This window comes from Roseisolibacter agri (assembly GCF_030159095.1).
GTDB lineage: Bacteria > Gemmatimonadota > Gemmatimonadetes > Gemmatimonadales > Gemmatimonadaceae > Roseisolibacter > Roseisolibacter agri.
The window spans coordinates 48,502-69,580 of the sequence record NZ_BRXS01000005.1 but is presented as its reverse complement, the minus strand read 5'-3'; the positions used below and the strand labels follow the sequence as shown (position 1 = coordinate 69,580).

The 21,079-nt window shown below is 73.8% G+C and carries 23 protein-coding genes; 3 read left to right on the top strand and 20 right to left on the bottom strand.

All coding sequences use genetic code 11. From position 1 onward, the window contains the following. Positions 1 to 2: 2 nt before the first annotated feature. From rosag_RS15915 to rosag_RS15830, 18 genes are all read right to left on the bottom strand, one after another. The gene (locus tag rosag_RS15915; protein ID WP_284351140.1) at positions 3 to 926 is read right to left on the bottom strand and encodes a type II secretion system F family protein; all 924 of its coding nucleotides are present in this window, start codon (positions 924 to 926) and stop codon (positions 3 to 5) included. An 18-nt stretch (positions 927 to 944) separates the two neighbouring features. Next, positions 945 to 1,919, bottom strand: coding sequence for a type II secretion system F family protein (locus rosag_RS15910; protein WP_284351139.1), 975 nt, complete (start codon positions 1,917 to 1,919; stop codon positions 945 to 947). Positions 1,920 to 1,923: 4 nt separating this feature from the next. Continuing rightward, positions 1,924 to 3,279 (bottom strand): TadA family conjugal transfer-associated ATPase, encoded by a 1,356-nt coding sequence (locus rosag_RS15905; protein ID WP_425607517.1) that lies wholly within the window; start codon positions 3,277 to 3,279, stop codon positions 1,924 to 1,926. Between the two features lie 260 nt (positions 3,280 to 3,539). Next, positions 3,540 to 4,733, bottom strand: a complete 1,194-nt coding sequence (locus rosag_RS15900; protein WP_284351137.1) for a CpaE/TadZ family protein — start codon at positions 4,731 to 4,733, stop codon at positions 3,540 to 3,542. Between the two features lie 85 nt (positions 4,734 to 4,818). Continuing rightward, entirely contained in the window at positions 4,819 to 6,021 is a 1,203-nt protein-coding gene (locus rosag_RS15895; RefSeq protein WP_284351136.1) for a type II and III secretion system protein family protein, read from the bottom strand. 68 nt (positions 6,022 to 6,089) lie between these two features. Then, entirely contained in the window at positions 6,090 to 7,007 is a 918-nt protein-coding gene (gene cpaB, locus rosag_RS15890) for a Flp pilus assembly protein CpaB (protein ID WP_284351135.1), read from the bottom strand. Positions 7,008 to 7,118: 111 nt separating this feature from the next. Beyond that, entirely contained in the window at positions 7,119 to 7,595 is a 477-nt protein-coding gene (locus tag rosag_RS15885) for a TadE/TadG family type IV pilus assembly protein (RefSeq protein WP_284351134.1), read from the bottom strand. Between the two features lie 20 nt (positions 7,596 to 7,615). Continuing rightward, positions 7,616 to 8,179 (bottom strand): prepilin peptidase, encoded by a 564-nt coding sequence (locus rosag_RS15880; RefSeq protein WP_284351133.1) that lies wholly within the window; start codon positions 8,177 to 8,179, stop codon positions 7,616 to 7,618. Positions 8,180 to 8,258: 79 nt separating this feature from the next. Further along, the gene (locus rosag_RS15875) at positions 8,259 to 8,438 is read right to left on the bottom strand and encodes a Flp family type IVb pilin (protein WP_284351132.1); all 180 of its coding nucleotides are present in this window, start codon (positions 8,436 to 8,438) and stop codon (positions 8,259 to 8,261) included. A gap of 224 nt (positions 8,439 to 8,662) precedes the next feature. After that, positions 8,663 to 8,842: a Flp family type IVb pilin gene (locus rosag_RS15870; protein ID WP_284351131.1), complete on the bottom strand. Its 180-nt coding sequence runs from the start codon at positions 8,840 to 8,842 to the stop codon at positions 8,663 to 8,665. Positions 8,843 to 9,429: 587 nt separating this feature from the next. Then, positions 9,430 to 9,969, bottom strand: a complete 540-nt coding sequence (locus tag rosag_RS15865) for a DUF3618 domain-containing protein (RefSeq protein WP_284351130.1) — start codon at positions 9,967 to 9,969, stop codon at positions 9,430 to 9,432. Then, positions 9,945 to 10,364 (bottom strand): phage holin family protein, encoded by a 420-nt coding sequence (locus tag rosag_RS15860; RefSeq protein WP_284351129.1) that lies wholly within the window; start codon positions 10,362 to 10,364, stop codon positions 9,945 to 9,947. The genes rosag_RS15865 and rosag_RS15860 overlap by 25 nt, the downstream gene beginning before the upstream one ends. Positions 10,365 to 10,381: 17 nt before the next feature. After that, a complete protein-coding gene (locus rosag_RS15855; protein ID WP_284351128.1) occupies positions 10,382 to 10,996 on the bottom strand; it encodes a hypothetical protein in 615 nt (204 codons plus the stop codon). Positions 10,997 to 11,179: 183 nt separating this feature from the next. After that, positions 11,180 to 11,611 carry a BrxA/BrxB family bacilliredoxin gene (locus rosag_RS15850; protein ID WP_284351127.1) on the bottom strand — a complete coding sequence of 144 codons (432 nt, stop codon included), beginning with the start codon at positions 11,609 to 11,611 and terminating at the stop codon, positions 11,180 to 11,182. Positions 11,612 to 11,785: 174 nt separating this feature from the next. Continuing rightward, positions 11,786 to 12,187, bottom strand: a complete 402-nt coding sequence (locus rosag_RS15845) for a co-chaperone GroES (protein WP_284351126.1) — start codon at positions 12,185 to 12,187, stop codon at positions 11,786 to 11,788. Positions 12,188 to 12,213: 26 nt separating this feature from the next. Continuing rightward, positions 12,214 to 13,284: a hypothetical protein gene (locus rosag_RS15840; RefSeq protein WP_284351125.1), complete on the bottom strand. Its 1,071-nt coding sequence runs from the start codon at positions 13,282 to 13,284 to the stop codon at positions 12,214 to 12,216. Next, positions 13,281 to 14,081: a glycosyltransferase family 2 protein gene (locus rosag_RS15835; protein ID WP_284351124.1), complete on the bottom strand. Its 801-nt coding sequence runs from the start codon at positions 14,079 to 14,081 to the stop codon at positions 13,281 to 13,283. Before rosag_RS15835 ends, rosag_RS15840 begins: the two co-directional genes overlap by 4 nt. Then, the gene (locus rosag_RS15830) at positions 14,078 to 15,223 is read right to left on the bottom strand and encodes a hypothetical protein (RefSeq protein WP_284351123.1); all 1,146 of its coding nucleotides are present in this window, start codon (positions 15,221 to 15,223) and stop codon (positions 14,078 to 14,080) included. The genes rosag_RS15835 and rosag_RS15830 overlap by 4 nt, the downstream gene beginning before the upstream one ends. Positions 15,224 to 15,507: 284 nt before the next feature. On the opposite strand from rosag_RS15830, the gene rosag_RS15825 reads away from it, so the two are divergent. From rosag_RS15825 to rosag_RS15815, 3 genes are all read left to right on the top strand, one after another. Beyond that, positions 15,508 to 16,548 (top strand): hypothetical protein, encoded by a 1,041-nt coding sequence (locus rosag_RS15825; RefSeq protein WP_284351122.1) that lies wholly within the window; start codon positions 15,508 to 15,510, stop codon positions 16,546 to 16,548. Between the two features lie 82 nt (positions 16,549 to 16,630). Then, on the top strand, positions 16,631 to 17,662 hold the full coding sequence (locus rosag_RS15820; RefSeq protein WP_284351121.1) for a hypothetical protein: 1,032 nt from the start codon (positions 16,631 to 16,633) through the stop codon (positions 17,660 to 17,662). Further along, positions 17,659 to 18,876: an acyltransferase family protein gene (locus rosag_RS15815; protein WP_284351120.1), complete on the top strand. Its 1,218-nt coding sequence runs from the start codon at positions 17,659 to 17,661 to the stop codon at positions 18,874 to 18,876. Before rosag_RS15820 ends, rosag_RS15815 begins: the two co-directional genes overlap by 4 nt. On the opposite strand, the gene rosag_RS15810 is transcribed toward rosag_RS15815, so the two are convergent. Beyond that, the gene (locus rosag_RS15810; protein ID WP_284351119.1) at positions 18,842 to 19,855 is read right to left on the bottom strand and encodes a hypothetical protein; all 1,014 of its coding nucleotides are present in this window, start codon (positions 19,853 to 19,855) and stop codon (positions 18,842 to 18,844) included. The two genes, rosag_RS15815 and rosag_RS15810, sit on opposite strands and share 35 nt — an antisense overlap. Next, positions 19,848 to 20,933 (bottom strand): hypothetical protein, encoded by a 1,086-nt coding sequence (locus rosag_RS15805; RefSeq protein WP_284351118.1) that lies wholly within the window; start codon positions 20,931 to 20,933, stop codon positions 19,848 to 19,850. Before rosag_RS15805 ends, rosag_RS15810 begins: the two co-directional genes overlap by 8 nt. Between the last annotated feature and the right edge of the window lie 146 nt (positions 20,934 to 21,079).

Below are 21,079 nucleotides of genomic sequence, written 5' to 3'. Positions count from 1 at the left end.
GCCTACTTGAACGCCTGCGAGATGTTGATCGCCGCGGGCCCGAGGATCACCACGAACAGGGCCGGAAGCAGGAAGAGCAGAAGGGGCCCCATCATCTTGAGCGACGCCTGGGCGGCCTTCTTCTCCGCGGTCTGCTTGCGCTTCCTGCGGAGAGTCTCGGCATTCACGCGCAGGACTTTAGCGATCGAGGTGCCCCACCGCTCCGACTGCACCATGCTGGCGGCCAGGCCGCGCAGCTCCTCGAGGCCCGTGCGCGACCAGAGGCCGTTGAGCGCCTGCTCGCGCGGCACGCCGGCGTTCACCTTCCGGTTGATCACCATCATCTCGCCGGCCAGGTCGGGGTGCGTCACCGCCAGGTCCTTGGCCACGCGCAGGATCGCCGCGTCGAGGCTGACGCCCGCCTCCACGCACACCACCAGCAGGTCGAGCGCGTCGGGCACCGCCTTGCGCAGGCGGTCCTGCCGGATCTGCACCAGGCGGTCGAGCACCGCCTGCGGCGCGAGGAAGCCGATGAGGACCGAGATCAGCACGTACATCAGCACCGTGCCCTGCGGACGGCCCGCGAGCGCCACGAACACCGACAGCGGCAGCAGGATGCCGAAGACGACGCGGATCGAGCCGTAGAGCACCGCGGCCGTCTGGCTCTCGAAGCCGGCCTGCACGAGCTTCGTGCTCGCCTGCTCCCCGCCCGTCCACGACTCCGGCGTGCGGTCGGCGAGCCACTCCGCCAGCCGGTCGCTGAACGACTTCCGCGGCGAGGCGAGCAGCGGCGACGGGAGCGTCGCCGCCAGCGTCGGGTTCTCGACGCGCATCAGGATCTCGCGCCGCTGTCGCCCGGCCGCCCACGCGTACACGGCGACCGAGACGGCGCCCGCGATGACGACGACCAGCAGGATGAGGGGCAGGGAGATCGGGAGGTTCTGCATCTGCGAGGATCCGTGCGATCAGATGTCGATCTTCGCGATCCGCATCAGGATCACGTAGCCCACCACGACCGACGACACGGCGTACGCGAGCAGCATGTGCCCCGTCGACGTCTCGAGCAGCGGCCGCATGTACTGCGGGTTCATCACGTAGACGAGCAGGAAGACCGCGATCGGCAGCCCGGTGAGCACCTTCGCCGACGCCTTCGGCTCCGCGGTGAGCGTGTCCACCTGGCCGCGAAACGCGACGCGCTCGCGCATCAGGAGCGCGATGTTGCCGAGCACCTCGCTCAGGTTGCCGCCGGTCTCGCGCTGGATGAGCAGCGCGGTGACGAACATCTTGATGTCGTACGTGCCCACGCGGTCCTGCAGGCGCATGAGCGCCGTGCGCACCTCGACGCCCAGGCGCTGCTCGTCGTAGAAGCGCCCGAACTCGGGGCCGAGCGGCTGCGGCAGCTCGTTGCCGACGAACTCCATCGCCGCCTGCAGCGAGTAGCCGGCGCGCAGCGCGTTGACGAGCATGTCGAGCGCCTCGGGCAGCTGCTCCTCGAACTTCTTCACGCGGTTCGCGGCCTGCCGGCGCACGAGCCCCACCGGCAGCAGGCCGCCGAGCGCCGTGCCGATGGCGACGCCCACCGGGCCGCCGAGGAAGCGCCCGCCCACGACCGCACCGAGCACCGCGCCCACGAGGCAGCCGAGCAGGAACTCACCCGGGTTGCGCGTGGAGCCGGCCAGCTCGAGCTCATGCTTCGCCCACTCGGTGATCCCCTTCCCCGAGAGCAGCCGGTCGAGAACCTCGCTGTCGGCGACGCGCTCGTCGCGCAGGATCGTCGTCGGGCCGGCGGCGCCGATGGCGAGCCCGGTCGGCGAGCGCCCCATCAGCTGCGAGCGCGCCTCCGCCTCGGCGGAGAGGCGGCGGCGGTTGAAGAAGACGAACAGGCCGACGAGGACACCGGCCGTGCCGACGAAGACGAGGAGGAGCGTCAGGTACAGCATGGCGTCACCGCGGGGAGAACATGCTCAGCGGCAGGTCGATGCCGGCCACCTTCAGCCGGTCGACGAACGACGGCCGCACGCCCGTCGGCTCGAAGTCGCCGATCACCATCCCCTCCGGCGACACGCCGCGGCGGCGGAAGCGGAAGATCTCCTGCGAGGTGATGATCTCACCCTCCATCGACGTCACCTCGGTGATGCTGACGAGGCGGCGCGAGCCGTCGGCCTGGCGCGACACCTGGACGATCAGGTCGATGGCCGACGAGATCTGCTCGCGCATGGCGCGGTTGGGCAGGTTCGTGCCGGCGAACAGGATCATCGTCTCGAGACGCGACAGCGCGTCGCGCGGCGTGTTGGCGTGGATCGTCGCCAGCGAGCCCTCGTGACCCGTGTTCATCGCCTGCAGCATGTCGAGCGCCTCGGCGCCGCGGCACTCGCCGAGGATGATGCGGTCGGGCCGCATGCGCAGCGCGTTCTTCACGAGGTCGCGCGCCAGCACCTCGCCGCGCCCCTCGGAGTTCGGCGGGCGCGTCTCCAGGCGCACCACGTGCTCCTGCTGCAGGCGCAGCTCGGCGGCGTCCTCGATGGTGACCACGCGCTCGCTGTTCGGGATGAACGACGAGAGCGCGTTGAGCAGCGTCGTCTTGCCCGAGCCGGTGCCGCCCGAGATGATGACGTTCAGGCGCGCGTGCACGCAGCCGGCGAGGAGGTAGAGCATCTCCTCGGTCATCGCCCCCTTCTCCACCAGCTGCTGCGCGGTGATCTCGGCGCCGAAGCGGCGGATCGAGAGCACCGGGCCGTCGAGGGCGAGCGGCGGGATGATGGCGTTGACGCGCGAGCCGTCGGGCAGGCGCGCGTCCACCATCGGGCTCGACTCGTCGACGCGGCGGCCGACGCGGCTGACGATGCGGTCGATGACCGTCAGCAGGTGCGCGTTGTCGCGGAAGGTGACGTTGACGCGCGACAGCTTGCCGCGCCGCTCGACGTAGCAGTCCTTCGGGCCGTTGACGAGGATGTCGCTGATCGTCGCGTCGCGGAACAGCGGCTCGATGGGACCGAGGCCGGTGATCTCGTAGACGATCTGCTCGATGACGTCCTCGCGCTCCTGCGAGGAGAGCGGCGCCTGCTCCGCGCGGAGGAACTCCAGCACCGCCTGGCGGATCTGCTGGATGAGCATCCCCTCGTCGGTGATGCGCTCCAGCGCCGCGAGGTCCAGGCGGTCGATCAGCTTGCGGTGCAGCTCGACCTTCAGCTGCTCGACGGCGCTCAGCACGCCGGTGTCGCCGCGGCCCGTGAGGGCCGAGACGGCGGCGGTGTTGACGGTCGAGTTGCCGGGCCGGCTGCCGAGCCGCTGCGCGGCCATCGGCCGCGCGGGCGTCGGCTGGCTCGGCATCGGCGGCAGCGCCGTCGGGCCGCTGGCGACGGCCGTGTCGCCGTTCGCGCCGTTGCCGCCGGGGAGGCCGGGGACGCCGGGGACGCCGTTGGCGCCGCGCGCGGGCGCGCCCGGCGTGGCCGGGGTGGCCGGCGGCACGTCCGGGGACGCGGGCCCCTCCCCTGGCGCGCCGGGCGGCGGGGTCTGGGGCTGCGAGCGCCCGAGCAGTCGGTCGCGGAGCGAGAGCGCCATCATTTCCTCCCAATGCCCAGGAGCCGGCCGAAGCGCGAGCTGCTCTGGGCGTCGCGTGCCGCGGGCGCGTCGCCGGCGCCTTCGGCGCCGGCGAGCTTCGCGGCGAGGGCCACGTAGGCCTTCGCGAGTGCGGTGTTCGAATCGTGCGCGACCACGGGCAGGCCGCGCGTCAGCGCGGCCTCCGAGGCGCGATAGTCGTTGGGCAGGCGGAAGAACAGCTCGCGGTCGAGCACCTTCGCCGCATCCGCCGGCGAGATCAGGTCGCTCGGCTGCGCGCGGTTGGCGACCACCGCCACCTTCTCGTCGGGATAGCCCAGGCGCGCGAACAGCTGCAGCGTGCGCTGCGCGCTGCGCACCGCGGCCACGTTCAGCTGGGTGACCACGAGGATGCGGTCCACCGCGTCCATCGCCGTCAACGTGCGGTCGGTGGGGTGGTGCTCGCAATCCACGACCGTGATCGCGAAGTGCGTGCGCAGCTCGTCGAGGATGCGGCCGGCGGCGAGCCCGTCGACGCTCTCCAGCGCCTCGGGCCGCTCGGAGGCGGCGAGCACCGCGACGCCCTGCGGCGTGCGGGTGATGAACGACTCGAGCAGCGAGGCATCGAGCTGGGCGAGCTTCAGCGCCAGGTCGCCGATGTCGTACGCCGGGCGCAGGTTCAGCATGACGCCGACGTCGCCGCCGCTGACCACGTAGTCGGCCAGCGCCACCCGCCCCGTGCCCACCGACTGGGCGAACGCGAAGGCGAGGTTGAGCGCGACGCTCGTGGTGCCGAGGCCGCCCTTGGCGCTGTAGACCGCGAAGGCGAGACGCGACGACGGCTCGGGGCGCGCGCGTCGCAGCATCCGGTCCACCGCGCGCGTCAGGTCGTCCGCACTCGGCGGCGCGACGAGGAACTCGTGGATGCCCGCGCGCATGGCGCGCAGGATCAGGTCGGGCTCCGCGGCGGTGGCGGTGCCGAGCACGAACGTCGACGACGCGCGCGCGATCTCGCGCTCGAGCGTCGCCAGGTCGGCCGCGGCCGGCCCCTGCAGCGGGATCACGAGCAGGTCCACGCGCTCGTCGCGCAGGCGCTCGAGCGCCTGCGCGACGGTGGGCACCTCGAGGGCGGGCGAGAAGCCCGCCCGCTGAAGCACGCCACCCACCATGGCTTCGGGTCCGGCGGCGCCGGCCACGATCACAGCCTTTCGTTGCATGGACTCCAGTCTCGACCTGCGGTCGTGCGAAATCAAACGGGACGCCGGCCGGAAGCGGCCGGCGTCCATCGGGCGTCAGGGCGCGTCAGGGACGGCGCGCCGGAGGAGCGGGCTGCGGCTGCGCCGGCGACGGGCTCGGGAGCCGGGGCTCGAGCGCCTCGCGCGCCGGGAGCGGCGGCGTCGGCAGCAGCTGCGGAGCGTCCTGCGCGCGGGGCCGGTTCGGATCGACGACCACGGGGGTCACGATGATCACCAGCTCCGTCTCGTTCTTCTGCCAGCGCGTGCTCGAGAAGAGGTTGCCGAGGATCGGGATGTCCATCAGCAGCGGGATGCCGGTGCGGTTCCGCTCCTGCTCCTCGATGAACAGACCCGAGATCACCAGGCTGCGCTCCCGGCGCACGTCCACCGTGGTCTCGACGCGGCGCGTGCGCAGCGCGGGGATGCGGAAGCCCGAGAGCGTGACGGCGTTCGCGAAGTCGAGGCTCGACACCTCGGGGCGCACCTTCAGCTTGACCAGGCTGTCGTTCAGGATCTCGGGGACGAAGTTCAGCTTCACGCCGAACTCGCGGTACTGGATGACGATCGCGATCTGGCCGTTGGCGCCCGGCTGGGCGATCGGGATCGGGATCTCGCCGCCGGCCAGGAAGGTGGCCGAGTCGCGGTTGGCGGCCATCAGGTTCGGCTCGGCCAGGATCTTGGCGCGGCCGCGCTGCTGCTCCGCCTCGATGAAGGCCAGGAGGTCGCGGGTGCCGAAGTCCGTGAGCACGGTCAGGAAGCGGTTCCCGGGGACCGTGATCGTGCCGTCGGTGCCGAACGGCGAGTCGGAGTTGAACAGGCCGGTGCCGACGCGCGCGTCCTTGGCGCGATAGAGCCCCGAGAGGCCGGCGTTCGTCAGCAGGTCCTTGCGCACCTCGGCCAGCTTCACGCCGAGGATGATCTGCGGGCGGTCGGACGGGGTGCCGACGACGACGCGCAGGTGGCGGCGGTAGTTGTTGGCGCCGAAGAGCAGGATGTCCGTCTCGCCGCCCGCCTTGCCGTTGAGGACGACGTCGGTCGTGCCCACGACGACGACGTCGGCGATCTCGGGATTGGCGACCGTGACGCGCGTGATCCCGACGGGGCTCTGGATGGGGAGCGAGCGCCCCACCGAGATGTCGATGCGCTCGACGCGCACGGCATCGGCCTGGGCGACGAGGGCCGCCGGGGCGGCGCAGGCGACGAGGCACGCGACGGCGACGCGGCGCAGCGCGGCGGCGGCCGCACGGCGCCGAAGGGTCGGGACGGACAAGTGGCTGGCTCCGGAAAGAGGGCCGGCCCGCGCCGCGGGGAGCGCGGCACGGGCGGAGGAGAGGACGATCAGGGCGTCTTCGAGGAGTCCTTCACGAACTTCTGCTGCGACTTGGTCGCGCCGCGGTAGACCTCGACGGCGACCGAGTCCGGCGCGCGCGGCGCCTGGACGACCGGCGCGGGACGCGGGGCCTCCACGCGCGGCTGCGGCGCCGGCGCGGAGCGGCGCGGCGCCGGACGCGGCGCCTCGCTCGGCGTGGGAGCGGGCGCGGCGGGCAGCGAGCCGAAGAGGTCGGACGCCACGGCGCCGCGCGTGCGGGCCGAGTCCGTCTCGCCGAAGCCGCGCAGCACCAGCTGGATGCTGCCGGAGTTGGTCGCGATCACCAGCCGCTCGGCTTCCTGCGGGGTGACCTCGAGCGTCACGGTGGTCGCCTGGATGGCCTGGCCGTCGGCGCCGCGCTCGACCTGCGTCCCGACCGAGAGGACGCGCATGTTCTCCATGAACACCTTCGCGACCTGCCGCCCGCCCGCCGCGCGGGTGTCGTTGAGCGCCACCAGCACGTCGACGCGGGCGTTCGGCTGGATGAGGCCCGCCACGCCGGCGACGTCGTTGATGCGGACCGCCATGGCGCGCTTGCCCGGGGTGATCTTCACCTCGAGGCCGGCGCTGCTGCCGACGGGCGCGAGACGGCCGGGGACGATCGGCTCGCCGTTGAAGACGGCGACGCGCGTCACGCGGCCGACGAGCGAGTCGGGCGTGTCGAAGGCGCCCTCGGGCACCGTCGTCGCGGGCCACTGGCGAACGGCCAGCATCTCGCGGTCGAGGCGCGCGCCTTCCGGGAGGTCGCGGGTGGTGACGACCACCGCGCGCGTCGGGATCTGGGCCTCCTTCTTGGTCGTGTCGAGGACACGATACACGCCGAAGGTGGCCGCCGCGGCGGTCGCGATGGCGACGAAGAAGACGAGGGTGAAGCGGCGCTCGGCCATGGGAGGGTCTCTGCGGTCCTGGAGGCGCCGGGTGGCGCGATGCGGGGGCGGGCGGAGCCTACCGGGCCCCAGGGACGGACGGGGGACGCCGCGCGGGCGCGCGGCGGACGATCAGTTGGCCTTCTCCCAGCGGTAGTTGGCGTTCGGCTGGAAGCGGATGTTGCCGAGGCCCATGCGCGAGGCGAACGGCGTCACCGGGGTGAACGGGAAGCCGGCGCTGCCCCCGACGGAGAGGCTGACCTTGATGAGGCCGTAGTCGGCGGAGGCCGGGGTCGTCGTGTTGACCGCCGGCACGGTCACGTCCGCCGTCGTCAGGCTCGTGCCGAGGATGCCGTTGATGTAGGCGACCGTCTTGGTCTTCGCGGTGGAGGCGGCGGTGGTGACGTCCGACTCCACCGCGGCGGCCCGCGCGCCCTCGCGCACGCCCGACGAGAGGACGTTGAGCGTCCACAGCGCGCGCCCGAAGTCGATGACCGCGAAGATGATGAGAAACAGCACCGGGACGACGAGCGCGAACTCGACGACCGCGGCGCCGTGGTCGTCACGACGCGCGCGGGCGAGCCGTCGGCGCATGTAGGTACTGATCACGTTCGACCTCCGCGAAAGCACTAGACCACGTTCCAGAGCCGCGCCACCTCGAGCAGCAGTACCGCCACCATCGATACGCCGTACGGCGTTCGCGCATCACGTCCGCCGGCCGCCGGCAGCGGCTGATGCAGAATATCGGACTGCCTGGTGGCACGCCGCAAACGCGCGAGGCTGAACCCGGCGCCTCGCGCGAACATCGCCCACAGGACGGCCAGCACGCCACCGACTACACCGGCCCACAGCGACGCGTTCACCACGGCAGTCGGGGTGAGCCATGCGGAGGCGGCGGCGAAGAGCTTCACGTCGCCGAACGCGACGAGCCCCAGGAAGCCGAGGGTCATCCAGATCGCGCAGCCCAGCCCGAGGGCGAGGCCCGACGTCCGAAGCGCCTCGACGCCCGCCCCGGACGCCGCGCTGACCCCGGCGCCGACCAGTCCGAGCACAAGCAGGGTGCCGGTCAGCGCGTTCGGGATGCGCCGCGCTCGCAGGTCCGAAATCGCCGCCCACATGAGCAACCCGACGAACGCCAGTCGCAGCGCCACCGACCAGAGGCCGACCGCGCTGCCCAGCTCCAGCGTCCTCACGAACATCGCTCTCCGACCGTCGTCGACATCCTGAACACTCCGGGTGCGGCACGGCGCGCTCGGCGCCGACCCCGCCCGGTCAGCTCCCGCTGAGCGACTGCGCCGCCTCGTTGAGCTTCGTGCTCGACGACGTGCCGAGCAGCGTCACCGATGCGATCAGCACCAGCGCGATCAGCGCCACCAGGAGCGCGTACTCCACCATGGTGGCCCCCGACTCGTCCCGCAGAAACCGGCGTGCCGCGAGCAGCGTTCTCTGCATCTGCAGTCTCCGACCAGAGTGAGGTGAACCACCGGTCACGCCACGGGCCGCCGAGCCGAGGGCCGGCGGCACCGCGCCAACGAGACGCCGTGGGCCTGACGGCCGACGTCGCCCGGCGGACGTGACGGAGCCGGACCGACGGTCGGTCCGGGACTGCGATCGTCACACTCTGACGGCCCGGACGCCCGCGCCATGCGCGGGCGTCCGGGCCGCCGACCCCAGGGTCAGCTGGCGCTGATCGACTGCGCGGCGGAGTTCAGCTTGGTGCTGGCGCCGGTGCCGAGGAGCGAGACCGCGCCGATCACGACGACGGCGATGAGGGCCACGAGGAGGGCGTACTCGACCATCGTGGCACCCTGCTCGTCGCGAACGAACTTGCGGGCGGCGGTGGCGAACTTGCGCATGGAGGTTCTCCGGAAGGATGGAGGGGGTAGGATCGGCAGCACGTGCCGGCGCTCGTCCGGGGAGGAATCAGGGGCCCCGAACATGACGAGAGGCGTCGCACGAGCGCGTTCCGGCGCCGCACGACCAGCGGGAGAGCCGCCGCTACGGTAGGTGATGCGGGCGCGCCACGCAAGTACGCCTGAATCATGTGTTTCCTACCGTTTGCACATCTCTCCCGCGGCGTTCGACCAGCAATCGCCAGACCCGTCAACGAACGTCTCGGTGCACGGGTATCGGCACCTTATGACGAGAGCTTGAGCGGATCGTCACATTCCTGGCCAGCCGACGCACACAAGCCCTTGTCGGCGCCGGGGTTACGTGGCGATTCCGCAAGGTCGCCAGATGACACGCGTCTCATGAGCCGCGACGTGCCGCATCTGTCGAGCCCGTCACGCGAATGCGCCCCGTGGCGAGGGAAACACCCGGCACCCTGCGTGGCCTCCTCACAACAGTGCGGAGGCCGCATTAACGATCGGCAATGCGCTGCAGGGCCGTCCGGTGTGGTGCCGGACGGCCCTGCTGCATGCGGCCGCGCGACGTGCTGCACTCAGTCGGCGCGCGGCATCCCCTGGCTGCCGGCACTCGACGGCGTCAGGCCACCCAGCGACGACGCGTCCGCGGACGCGGACCACGCCCCCGCCTCGTCGCGCTGGCCGAGCGCATCCGCCGGCCGGCCGGTCGCCATGCCCTGGTCGGCGCCATTGCCGGTCAGCGGACGCGCCGTGCCGGCGCCGCCGCTGGTCGGCGCCCCGATGGCCGCCTTGACCTCGTCGAGCAGGGTGTCGACGTGTCCCTGGAGCGCCGCGCCGACGCCCGCCATCAGGTTCGCGACGATGTCGTCGAGCGCCGGCCCGAGCCGGCTGGTGGCCCCGCGCGTGGCCGTCGCCGTGGCCGCGGCGGCCTTCACGTCCGCGCGCGAGCCGCTCAGGAGCAGCCCCGCCCCGAATGCGACGCCGACCGCCGGCCACGGGTTCTCGCGGACGATCTGCCCGAGGTGGAGCTTCCGCTCGAGCTCGGCCAGCGTTGAGGTCATGCGCTCGCGGGTGAGCTCGATGTCGCGCCTCACGTCCGCAGTTGTCTCAGCCATTCCTTGTCCTCCTTGAGGGTCGCGACGGTCTGGTCAGGAGCTAGGGCGTGCGGGGAGAGCAGCGCGAGCCCGCGCCGGGCGAACACCGCGCCGACGACGCCAGCGACGGCGGTCACGAGCAGGGCGGCGAGCCAGTAGCGGTCGCGCAGCCACTGGTCGCCCGCGAGCAGGATCAACCCGGAGAGGAGGGCGAGCCCTCCCAGGAGCGCGAGCACGGCGCCGACCGCCACCTCGACGGTCCCGACGCCGAGGCCGCGCGCCAGATCGCGCGCCTCGACGCGGGCCAGCCGCAGCTCCTGCCGCATCAGCTCCCCGCTGCCCTCCGCGAGATCGCGGAGGAGCGAGGAGAGGCCGCGGCCTTCCGATCCCGTGGACGAGCGTCCGTCGGCCGACATGGTCGGGCCGGCGCCGGCTAGCGGCGGTCGCCGCCGCGGATCGCCTTGCCCAGCACGTAGCCGAGGCCGACGGCGATGAGCAGCGTGCGTCCGGGGTTCGTGCGCATCTGCTCCTCGACGGTCGTGCGCAGGTCGCCGGTGCGGAGGAACTCCGCCGTCTTCTGCATCACGTCCGCGCCGGTCGAGCGGAGCTGCGCGAGCTGCGGGTTCGTGTCCGCGGTGGTGCCGTTGGCGCCCGCGAACTGGGCCGAGCCGTCGGACTGCTGGCGGAGCGCACCGGCGCCGGCCTCCAGCTTGTCGGCGAGCGTCGCCTTCAGCTGCGTCGCCTTCTCCTTCGCCTGGCCGAGGCGCTCGCCGGCCATCTCGCGGGCGCTGCCGAGGCGGTCCTGCAGCGACGCGCCGCCGGACGCACCGCCCGAGGTCGTGCTGTCGCCAGCCGAGCCGAGGTCGAGACTCCCGACGTCACCGCCCGTGCTGCTCGAACCGGTGGACGCGTTCTGTCCGACGCCGGTGCCCGTGACGCTGATCGAGTCGGTGCCCGAGCCGAGTGCGCTGGCGCCGCTGCCGGCGCTCGTCGAACCCGACGTGCCGGGCGCGCCGCTCGACAGCGAATCGTTGGGATTGCGCTCCATGATTGTCGTCCTCGTGGTGAATGCGCTGCGATTGCGCGGCTTGCGAGGGAGCGACGGAGGCAGTGCAGAGCGTGTGCCCATGACCATGGGCACGACCGCGAACGCACACGCGCCCGACCGGCGGGACCGGTCGGGCGCGTGCGTGGTGCGGGTGATGCGCGGGCCGCAGCCCGCGGGCTGCGCTCAGGCGGTCTGGGCGGCCGGTGCGCAGTGACGGTCGAACGCCACCGTGAGGTCGCGCGCGATCTGCTCGGCCGCACGGCCTTCGATCTGCCAGCGCTCGAGCATGAAGACGAGCTTCCCGTCCTTCAGCAGCGCGATCGAGGGCGACGACGGCGCGTAGCCGGTGAAGTACTCGCGCGCGCGCTGCGTGGCCGCGGTGTCCTGCCCCGCGAAGACGGTGGTCGCCGCGTCCGGCCGCGCGGGGTGCTGCAGCGCCTCCGCGACCGCGGGGCGCGCGTTGCGCGCGGCGCAGCCGCAGACGGAGTTCACGACGACGAGCGTGGTGCCGGGCTGGGTGAGCTTCGCGTCGACCTGCTCCGGCGAGCGCAGCTCCTCGACGCCGAGGCGCGTGAGCTCCTGCCGCATGGGGGCGACGAGCGGTTCGGGATACATCGGGATGGGTCTCCGGGAATGACGGACGGGTCTGGAAGCGACGGCGGCGGCCAACCGACAGGGGCGGCGCCGCAAAGCTGATGAAGCAGGTCGGACCGGTGATGCGTGTGGTGCTGATACCCCACGGAACGCCGGGTGGCGCGCCACGGGTCCAACGGCGCGAGCGCGGGGCGCTCAGCCGAAGCGGAGGTCCTCGTCGTCGGGCGCCGGCTCGCGCACGAGCGCGAGGATGGCGGCTTGGGGGACCACCAGGTAGCGATCGCCCTCGAACGTGATCTCGACGGCGGCCTTGCGGAAGAAGAGCGCGTAGTCGCCCTGGCGCGCCTGCATGGGGACGTAGCGCGCCCCGCTGCCGCGGCGCGACTCCAGGCGCCACGGCTCGTCGAAGTTGTCGCCGCCGAAGTCCGGCATCGGCGTGCCGGGGCCGGTGGCGACGATGCGGCCGCCCTGGACGGCCTGCGTGTCGATCGCGGTCGAGGGGAGGTAGAGCCCGACCTTGCTGCGCTCCTCGCCCTCCTCGGGCTTCACGAGCACGCGGTCGCCGACGACGATCAGTTGCTTGCGGTCGTGTGGCATGCCCGAAGTCTAACGGCTCCGGCGCCTCACGCGGCGACGCCGCGCAGCCAGCCGGGCACCGGCAGCGCGGCGACCATGCGCTCGCCCCACGCGGGCAGCGCGCCGACGTTCGGGCGGCGGAGGATGAGCGCGGTCGCGGGGACGAACGCGCACCACACGGACCAGAGCCCGCCGGTGCGGAATCCCTCGGCGAGCGTCGCGTACGGGTTGCCGAGCGCGACACCGACCGCGACGCCCCAGGAGAGCGCGGCCAGCGCGAGCGCCTCGAGCAGCGTCGCGGGGACGAGCGCGAGCAGCGGCACGAGCTCGTAGCCGCCCATCGTCTGCGGCACGCACGCCAGCACGGCGGCGAGCCGCGCCTCCGGGCGCCGCCACCGCAGCAGCGCGAGCAGCGCCAGCGCGCCGCCCGGCTGGAAGACGATCGCGTCGTACAGCCCGCCCGAGCTGGGCTGCCCCGACTGCGGGGACGGCGGGGTGGCCAGCGCCACGCGCCACCCCTCGACCCAGTGCGGCAGGCGCAGCGTCGCCAGCAGCACCAGCGCGCCGCCGCCCAGCACCGCGCCGAGCAGCCACCGCCGATCGGGGCGGTAGGCGGCGACCGCGAGGCCGATGGTCGGCTTGATGACGACCGCGCCCGCGAGCGCCGGCAGCAGCGCCGCGGCGGTGAGGAGCGGGGACCACTGCGGCGACGTGACCGCGAACAGGAAGGGCCAGCTGAGCACCACCGCGAGGCGATGCCATCCCGACGCCGTGACCGCGTACGCGCACGCCGCGGCCACGAGGCCCGCGAACGCGCACACCGCGGCCCACAGCGGGAGCGCCGCCAGTGGCCAGACGGCCGGCAGCATCGTGCCGGGATACACGAGGCCCGTGATCCACGGGAACTCGCGCCCTGGTCCGATCAGCGCGTACGGATCGCGCCCGGCGCTCCAGAGGCGGCTCGCCGTCCACTGGAACGCGAGGTCGGACCGCGTCACGTCGGGGAAGCGCGCGGTGCGATGCCAGGCGGCGAGCGCCGCGAGGACGCCGATGCCGGCGGCGGCCAGCAGCCGGCGCGCGCGCGTCGGCCCGCCGGCCTCCGCCCCGTCGTCCGTCACGACGGCACGTCCACCGGGCGCGCCGCGTTCACGGCGCCCGTGGGAAGCCGGCGCCCCGACGTCTCGAACAGCGGCGAGCGGCGGACGCCCAGGCGATGCAGCCGGTAGCTCGCGGCCGTCGCCAGCACGCCGAAGCCGTAGCGCACCGAGCGCCGGAAGTTGATCGACGACGCCTCCGCGAAGTAGCGCGTGGGGCAGCTGATCTCCCCGATCGCGAAGTCGAACGCGGCGCACTGCGCGAGCATCTGGTTGTCGAACACGAAGTCGTCCGAGCACTCCTCCAGCGGCAGCGTCTCGAGCACGCGCCGCGAGAACGCGCGGTAGCCGGTGTGGTACTCGGAGAGCTTGAGGTCGAGCAGCACGTTCTCGACGAAGGTGAGCGCGCGGTTCGCGACGTACTTGTAGAGCGGCATGCCGCCGGCCAGCGCGCCCTTCCCCAGGATGCGCGAGCCGAGCACGACGTCGAACTCGCCCGAGGCGACGAGCCACGCCATCGCGCCGATGAGCGTCGGCGCGTACTGGTAGTCGGGGTGCAGCATCACGACGATGTCGGCGCCGCGGCGGAGCGCCTCGGTGTAGCACGTCTTCTGGTTGCCGCCGTAGCCGCGATTGCGCTCGTGCACGACGTACGGGATGCCGAGTCGCGCGGCCTCCTGCACGGTGCCGTCGCGCGAGCAGTCGTCGACCAGCAGGAACTCGTCGACCAGCCCCGCCGGCACGTCGCGCATCGTGCGCTCGAGCGTGCGCGCCGCGTTGTAGGCGGGCATGACGACCATGACCTTGCGACCGTTGATCACGGAGCGTGAGGTGCGGAGGAGAGGGGATCGGAGTCGAGGAGCGCGCCGGGGCCGTCGGCGGGACGGCCGCGCAGCCGGGCCGGCACGCGCCACCGCACGAGGGCGCGCTCGACCCATGCGGGCACGGCGCCGACGTTGGGACGACCGAGCACCAGCGCGAGTCCCGGCAGCCAGAAGAAGAAGATGAGCAGCCACCGCGCGCGCGACAGCGTGGCGACGACGGTGGGGGCGAGCGCCCACTGCGCGTACGCGAAGGCGAACAGCCACGATCCCACCGCCAGGCCAAGGGCCTGAACGCGGCTGCGTGGCAGCGCGACCAGCAGGGGGAGCACCTCGTAGCCCATCGTCACCTGCGGGACGCAGGCGAGGGCGAGCAGCAGCCGCGCCTCGGGGCGTCGCCAGCGCGCGAGCGCGAGCAGCAGCAGCGGCCCGAGCGGATTCGCGATGGGCAGGAGGAAGATGCCGCGCATGCGGGCCGTCCCGGCCGCGGCGTCGCCCGCCCCGGACAGCGCGCGCCACCACATCAGCGGCCAATCGGGACGCCGCAGCAGCGTCGCGGCCAGCAGCGCGACGCCACCCACGACGGTCCACGTCCACCACCGCCGATCGAGGCGCTGCACGGCCAGCGCGACGCCGACGTTCGGCTTGCACGCCAGCAGCCAGCCCGCGCCCGGCAGCAGCGCCGCCGCCGTGAGCAGCGGCGCCCACTGGCCCGCGCGGCACGCGAGCAGCGCCGGCCAGCTGAGCAGGGCGAAGAGCGGCCACCACGCGCTCGCCGTGCTGGCGAACGCGGCAAGGCCCATCCCCGTGCCGACGAAGAGCGCGGCGGCCAGCGGCAGCGGGAGGTCGGCGAGCGGCACGAGGGGGAGCAGCGAGGTCGCCGGATAGTTCAGCGGCGCCGCCAGCGCGCGTCCCGGGCCGAACAGCGCGTACACGTCCTCACCGCGCGCGAACAGCGCCGCCGCCCGCAGCGGCGCGGCCAGGTCGGCGGGTCCGCCCTCGCTGGCCAGCCGCAGCTGCGCCCGATAGGTGACCGCGGCGGCGGCGAGGGCGACGGCCGCCGCGACGCCCATCCGCCGCGACCGGCGCGCCACCCGCGTGCTCGCCACCAGGGCCGCCTGGCCGCCGGGGCTGTGGTCCATGTGGGGACGACCGTCGATCACGAGCGCGCGGGGAAGCGTGGGTCCGGAGCGACGCCACCGGCATCGCGGCGCTGCGCGACCAGAATGGCGGGACGCATCGGAATGCACCAGCAGGCAGCGACGCGGGCGCGTATGCTTTGCCGCGTCCGCGTTCCCGCAGCCGGCGCCGGCCGCCGCCGGCCGCCGGCCGCGGCACCCGACCGCGTCGCCCGACCCACCTCCCATCCCTGCCCTGCTCGCGGATGCCGCCTCGCGACGCTGCCCGTCCCTCGATCCGCCAGCGCGTGGCCGTGGCCCTCGCGGCCGGGGTGTTCGGCGCGTACTTCGTCCACCTGGTGGCCACCAAGGGCCAGCCGATCATGGACGCGCGGACCGACTGGGACCACGTCTGGGTCGCGGCGCGCATGGTGCGCGACGGCGTCGATCCCTACCAGGCGATCGGTCCGCACGCCGGCGCCACCTTCCGGCTGCCGGCGCTCATGATCTATCCGCTGACGACGGTCGTCGCGGTCATGCCACTGACGCTGCTGCCGCTGGCGGTCGCCCGCGCGCTGTTCGTGGGCGTGTCGATGGCGCTGCTCGCCTGGGCGCTGAGCGCCGACCGGCTGTGGCGCTGCCTCTGGCTGGTAAGCGCGCCGATCGTGCTGACCATGGGCCTCGGGCAGTGGGCCGCGCTCACCACGGCGGCGGGGCTGCTGCCGTGGGCCGGGGGCCTGCTCGCGCTCAAGCCGCAGAACGCCGTCGTCTGGCTCGCGGCCACCCTCTCGCGCCGGATGCTGGTGCAGGTCGTGGTCGTCGGCGCGGCGCTCGGCGCGGTCAGCCTGCTGCTCCAGCCCGACTGGCTCGTCGAGTGGCGGCACGCGGTGTCGGTGCACTGGAGCATCCGTCCACTCGTCGTGCGTCCGCTCGCCTGGCCGCTGCTGCTCGCCGCGCTGCGCTGGCGCCGCCCCGAGGCGCGGCTGCTGCTCGCGACGGCGCTCGTGCCGATCAATCCGGGGCCGTACGAGCTCGTGCCGCTCGTCACCGTGGCCCGCACGCGCCTCGAGTTGCTGGTGCTCTGGTGGGGTGGCGTCCTCGCCCAGCTCGGCCAGCGGATCGCCCTGCAGCAGCTCGGCGAGTGGACGCACTCCATCGGCGCGCTGCGCGACGTGATGATCGTGGCGCTCTGCCTCCCCGCGCTGGTCATGGTCCTGCAGCGCCCCAACGAGGGCGTGGTGCCCGCGTGGCTGGAGCGGGTGGCCGGCGGCATCCGCCTGCCACGCCGCCCGCGCGACGACGCGCGCGGCGCGACCGGCGCGACCGGCGCGACCGGCGCGCCGGACTGATGCCCGCGTGGACCGCGCGGCTGTGCAATGCGGCGCGGACGCGCAGATTGGGGGGCGCCTCCCGCCTTCCCGCCCCTCCAACGTGCCGCCACGCTCCTCCCGCGCCTCCGGGCCGCTGCTGCTCGCCCTCGGCGTCGGTCTCGCGGCCGCGGCGTTCGTCTGGTTCGGCGCCCAGCGCGTCACGCCCAACGGGGATGCGCGGAGCGACTTCGACCACCTCTGGTTCGCGGCGCGCGTGCTGTGGAGCGGCGGCGACCCGTATGCGGCGATCGGCCCGCACGCGGGCGCGGCGTTCCGCTTCCAGTGGCCCCTGTACTATCCGCTCACCACGGTCGTCGCCGTGCTCCCGCTGGCGGCGCTGCCGCTGCCGGTGGCGCGCGCGCTGTTCGTCGCCGCGCCGGCCGCGCTGCTGACCTGGCAGCTCGCGCGGCGCTCGCGCTGGCATCCGCTCGGCCTCCTCAGCTACGGCGTGATCGACGCGCTGGGGGCGGCGCAGTGGTCGGTGCTGACGACGGCCGCCGCGCTCACCCCGGTCGCGGGCGGGCTGCTCGCCCTCAAGCCGCAGGCCGCCCTGGCATGGGTGCTCGCGACGCTGTCGCCGCGCCTGCTGCGCGACGTCGCGATCGTCGGCCTGGCGCTGCTCGCGGTCAGCCTGTGGCTCGACCCGGCGTGGATCGGCCGCTGGCTCCACGCCGTCAGCACGGCGACCCACGTGCGGCCGCTGATCGTGCGGCCGCTCGCGTGGCCGCTGCTGCTCGCGCTCTCGCGGTGGCGGCGCCTCGACGCGCGCGTGCTCCTGGCGACCGCGCTGGTGCCCATCACGCCGGCCCCGTACGAGCTGGTGCCGCTGCTGCTGGTGCCGCGCAGCCGCGTGCAGATGCTGGCGCTCGTGTCGTGCACGTGGATCGCCTATGCGGTGCAGTACCAGCTCGTCGTGCACGTCGCGATGGCGCGCCGCGTCGGCGTCGCGCAGGACGCGCTGCTGGCGCTCGTGCTCCTGCCCGCACTCGTGCTCGTGCTGCGGCGGCCGAACGTGGGGGCGGTCCCGCCGTGGGCCGCCGACGCGGCGCACTGGCTCCGTACGCGCGGCCGGCTTCCGACGGCGGCGCCATGACGTCCGCCACGCCGTCCACGACGCGGCGCGTGCCGCGCGCGCCCGTCCCGGCGCCACCGCGCTCCGTGGACGCGCCGCCGACCGGCGCGGGCTCGCAGGGGCACGTCGACGCGCTCGACGGCGTGCGCGGGATCGCCATCCTGCTCGTCATGCTCGTGCACGGCGTCGCGAACCTCGAGGCGTCGGGGTGGGCGCGCCTGCCGGTCGCGATGGCCCGCTTCGGCTGGTCCGGCGTCGACCTCTTCTTCGTCCTGTCGGGGTGGCTCATCACGCGCATCCTGCTCGAGGATCGCGGACGCGCGGGCGCGCTGCCCGCGTTCTTCGCGCGCCGCGCGCTGCGCATCTGGCCGCTCTACTTCCTCGTGCTGGCCGGCCTGAGCGTGCTCGCGTACGGCTGGCCCGCGTTCCAGCCGGGGGACGCCGCGGAGTTCCGCCGCGCGATGCCGTGGTACTGGACGCACACGTTCAACTGGTACCTCATCGTCCACCCGTCCGGGGACACGGGGGCGTACGGTACCGGGACGTTCTGGTCGCTGGCCCTGGAGGAGCAGTTCTACCTCGTGTGGCCGTTCGTCGTGCAGCGGCTGCACGGGCGGGCGCTCGCGCGGACCTGCGGCGCCCTCGCCGTCGGCAGCGCGCTGCTGCGCATCCTGCTGACCGTGGTCGGCGTGAGCTTCCCGCTCGCGGTCCTGCCGTTCACGCGGCTGGAGGGGCTGGCCGTCGGCGCCGGCCTGGCGGCGCTGCGCGACGTGCCGGAGGCGTGGGCCCGGCTGCGCCGCTGGACCGCGCCACTCGCGGACTCGCCGGTGCGGCTGGTGATCGCCGCCCTCGCGTGTCACGCGCTGCTGACCTGGGTGACGCAGCTCGACCCCGAGCTCCTGCAGGTGGTCGGCGTGCCGACGGTGGTCTGCGTCTGGGGTGCGCTGGTGCTCGCGGTCGTCGCGCACGGCCCGGAGACGCCGCTCGCCCGGATCCTCACCGTGCGCCCGCTGCGCGCGGTGGGGCGCATCAGCTACGGGCTGTACGTGTTCCACCTGCCCGCGATCTTCCTCGTCAGCTGCGCCGCGGTGGCGTGGCGCCCCGGCACCTCGCTCGCCGCGATCTTCTGGACCGGGTACGCCGTCACGTTCGTGGCCGCGCTGCTCAGCTGGCGGCTGTGGGAGCGTCCGTGGCTGGCGCTCAAGCGATGGGTGCCGCGTCCCGCGCGCGCCTGAGGCGCGACGGCCAGCGCGGCACGCTCCCCTCGTTCGGGCGGCGCAGCACCAGCACGAGCGTCGGGAGATAGTAGAAGAGCACGAGCGCGTCACCGGCGAGGTACTGCAGCTGCTGCGTGCTCGTCGCCACCTGCACGATGCGGTAGTGCGCGTAGCCCGCGGCGTACGACAGCACGGTCATCGCCAGCGCGGCGACGCGCGAGGCCGGCATCACCATGTGGTACACGGCCTCGTACGGCACCGTCGACTGCGGCACGCACGCCAGCGCCACCAGCCAGCGCGCCTCGGGCCGTCGCCAGCGCAGCAGCGCGAGCAGCACCAGCGGCCCACCCACGCGCCAGTGCGCGACGGGCGCCGACATGTGCGGCGCCTGCGCGGTGGCCGCGCGCCACGCGGTGAGCCAGTCGGGCGCGAGCGCGAAGCTGGCCGCCAGCAGCACGACGCCCGCGACGGCGGCCACGAGGTACGCGCGGAACGACAGCGACGCGGCGACCGTGGCCAGCCCCACGGTCGGCTTGAGCACCGCGAGGAGACCGAGCGGCCAGAGGAAGAAGGCCGCGGCCACGAGCACCGACCACTGGCCGCTCACCGCGGCGTGGTAGAACGGGACGCTGACGAACACCAGCAGCCGCCACCACGCCTCGCGCGTCACCGCCCACGCGAGCAGCGCCGCGGCGCCGCCGACGAACAGGGCGCGCGCGACGTCGAGCGGCAGCGCGGCGAGCGGCGCGAGCGCGAGCAGCGCGGGGGCCGGATAGTACAGCGGCGACGGCCACGCGACGCGCCGGCCCGGCCCGATCAGCAGCCACGGGTCCTGTCCGTCGAGGAAGAGCCGCGCGCCATGCCACACGACGTCGAAGTCGGTGGCGCGATGCGTCACGGCGCCGAAGCCGAGCATCAGCAGGACCGCCCACACGCCCATCAGCAGCGCGACGACGAGGCGCGCGCGGACGCTCGGCGACGCGCGCGCCTCAGGCATCGTCGTACGCGCGCCCACGCGGCGCGCGTCCGGCGGCGCGGCGACGTCCGAGCCATCCCGTCGCGCGCGTCACGAGGACGTCCAGCCAGCGCGGCACCTCGCCCTCGTTCGGGCGGCGCAGCACGAGCACGAGCGCAGGGAGGTAGAAGAAGAGCACCAGCACGTTGCCCGCCGTCCACTGCAGCGACACGGTGTCCGTCGCCCGCTCGGCGATGCGGTCCTGGAGCCAGGACGCGCCGAACGACGCGATCGCCATCAGCGTGACGCCGCGCAGCGTGCGCGGCACGAGCAGCAGGTAGAGGCCCTCGTACACGAGCGTGGACTGCGGGACGCACGCGAGGCCGGTGAGCAGGCGCGCCTCCGGGCGGCGCCAGCGCAGCAGCGCGAGCAGCACCAGCGGACCGCCGACCGCCAGGTGCGACACGGGCGCGGAGTAGTGCGGCGTGTCGCCGATGACCGCGAGCCATTCCATCGGCCACGTCGGCCGGACGGCGAGGCTCGCGAGCAGCACCGCCACGCCGCCCCCGATCGCGATCAGCTGCGCGCGCTGCGTGGGCGACGCCAGGAAGATCGCGGTGCCGAGCGTCGGCTTCATCGCCGCGAGGAGGCTCAGCGTCGGGAAGAGGACCGCCGCCGTCAGCAGCACCGACCACTGGCCGCCGCCGGCGGCGTTGAAGAAGGGCGTGCTGAGGAAGAGCGGCAGGCGGTGCCACCCGTCGCGCGTGAGCCCGAAGCAGAGCAGCGCCGCCGCGCCGCCCACCCAGATCATGCGCGCGATCGGCAGCGGCACGACCGTGAGCGGCGCGACCGCGACGAGCGCGGTGCCCGGATAGTAGAGGTGGTCGTTCCACTCGATCTCGCACCCGTGGCAGATCGCCGCGTACGGGTTGCGGCCCTCGAGCATCACGCGCGCGCCGTTCCACACGACGTCGAAGTCGGCGGGGCGCCCCTTGGTCGCGCGCTCCATCTGCCACAGGCACAGCACGCCCCACACGGCCGCGAGGCAGGCGACGGCGAGTCGCGCGCGGCGGGTGGGACGCGGTCCGGGCGCGGGGGAGGGATGGACCTCGCTGGGCATCGGCCCGGGACGATAGGCCGCGGGTCGGGGTCACGCCAGCGCGCGGGACGCGTGTGCGTGTGCCTGTGCGGACGGCGACGGCCGCGGTGTAAGTTGCCTTCCGCGACGGCCGGCGTCGTCGAGTGTCGCCGGAGCGATCCGTCATC

What these genes read in the sequence shown, in the direction of transcription:
- rosag_RS15845 (WP_284351126.1), bottom strand. Translation starts at nt 12,187, where the DNA reads ATGCCACACGACCGCAAGCAACTGATCGTCGTCGGCGACCGCGTGCTC.
- cpaB (WP_284351135.1), bottom strand. Translation starts at nt 7,007, where the DNA reads ATGGCCGAGCGCCGCTTCACCCTCGTCTTCTTCGTCGCCATCGCGACC.
- rosag_RS15910 (WP_284351139.1), bottom strand. Translation starts at nt 1,919, where the DNA reads ATGCTGTACCTGACGCTCCTCCTCGTCTTCGTCGGCACGGCCGGTGTC.
- rosag_RS15860 (WP_284351129.1), bottom strand. Translation starts at nt 10,364, where the DNA reads ATGTCGGCCGACGGACGCTCGTCCACGGGATCGGAAGGCCGCGGCCTC.
- rosag_RS15875 (WP_284351132.1), bottom strand. Translation starts at nt 8,438, where the DNA reads ATGCAGAGAACGCTGCTCGCGGCACGCCGGTTTCTGCGGGACGAGTCG.
- rosag_RS15830 (WP_284351123.1), bottom strand. Translation starts at nt 15,223, where the DNA reads ATGGACCACAGCCCCGGCGGCCAGGCGGCCCTGGTGGCGAGCACGCGG.
- rosag_RS15805 (WP_284351118.1), bottom strand. Translation starts at nt 20,933, where the DNA reads ATGCCCAGCGAGGTCCATCCCTCCCCCGCGCCCGGACCGCGTCCCACC.
- rosag_RS15900 (WP_284351137.1), bottom strand. Translation starts at nt 4,733, where the DNA reads ATGCAACGAAAGGCTGTGATCGTGGCCGGCGCCGCCGGACCCGAAGCC.
- rosag_RS15870 (WP_284351131.1), bottom strand. Translation starts at nt 8,842, where the DNA reads ATGCGCAAGTTCGCCACCGCCGCCCGCAAGTTCGTTCGCGACGAGCAG.
- rosag_RS15815 (WP_284351120.1), top strand. Translation starts at nt 17,659, where the DNA reads ATGACGTCCGCCACGCCGTCCACGACGCGGCGCGTGCCGCGCGCGCCC.
- rosag_RS15810 (WP_284351119.1), bottom strand. Translation starts at nt 19,855, where the DNA reads ATGCCTGAGGCGCGCGCGTCGCCGAGCGTCCGCGCGCGCCTCGTCGTC.
- rosag_RS15905 (WP_425607517.1), bottom strand. Translation starts at nt 3,279, where the DNA reads ATGGCCGCGCAGCGGCTCGGCAGCCGGCCCGGCAACTCGACCGTCAAC.
- rosag_RS15850 (WP_284351127.1), bottom strand. Translation starts at nt 11,611, where the DNA reads ATGTATCCCGAACCGCTCGTCGCCCCCATGCGGCAGGAGCTCACGCGC.
- rosag_RS15855 (WP_284351128.1), bottom strand. Translation starts at nt 10,996, where the DNA reads ATGGAGCGCAATCCCAACGATTCGCTGTCGAGCGGCGCGCCCGGCACG.
- rosag_RS15865 (WP_284351130.1), bottom strand. Translation starts at nt 9,969, where the DNA reads ATGGCTGAGACAACTGCGGACGTGAGGCGCGACATCGAGCTCACCCGC.
- rosag_RS15915 (WP_284351140.1), bottom strand. Translation starts at nt 926, where the DNA reads ATGCAGAACCTCCCGATCTCCCTGCCCCTCATCCTGCTGGTCGTCGTC.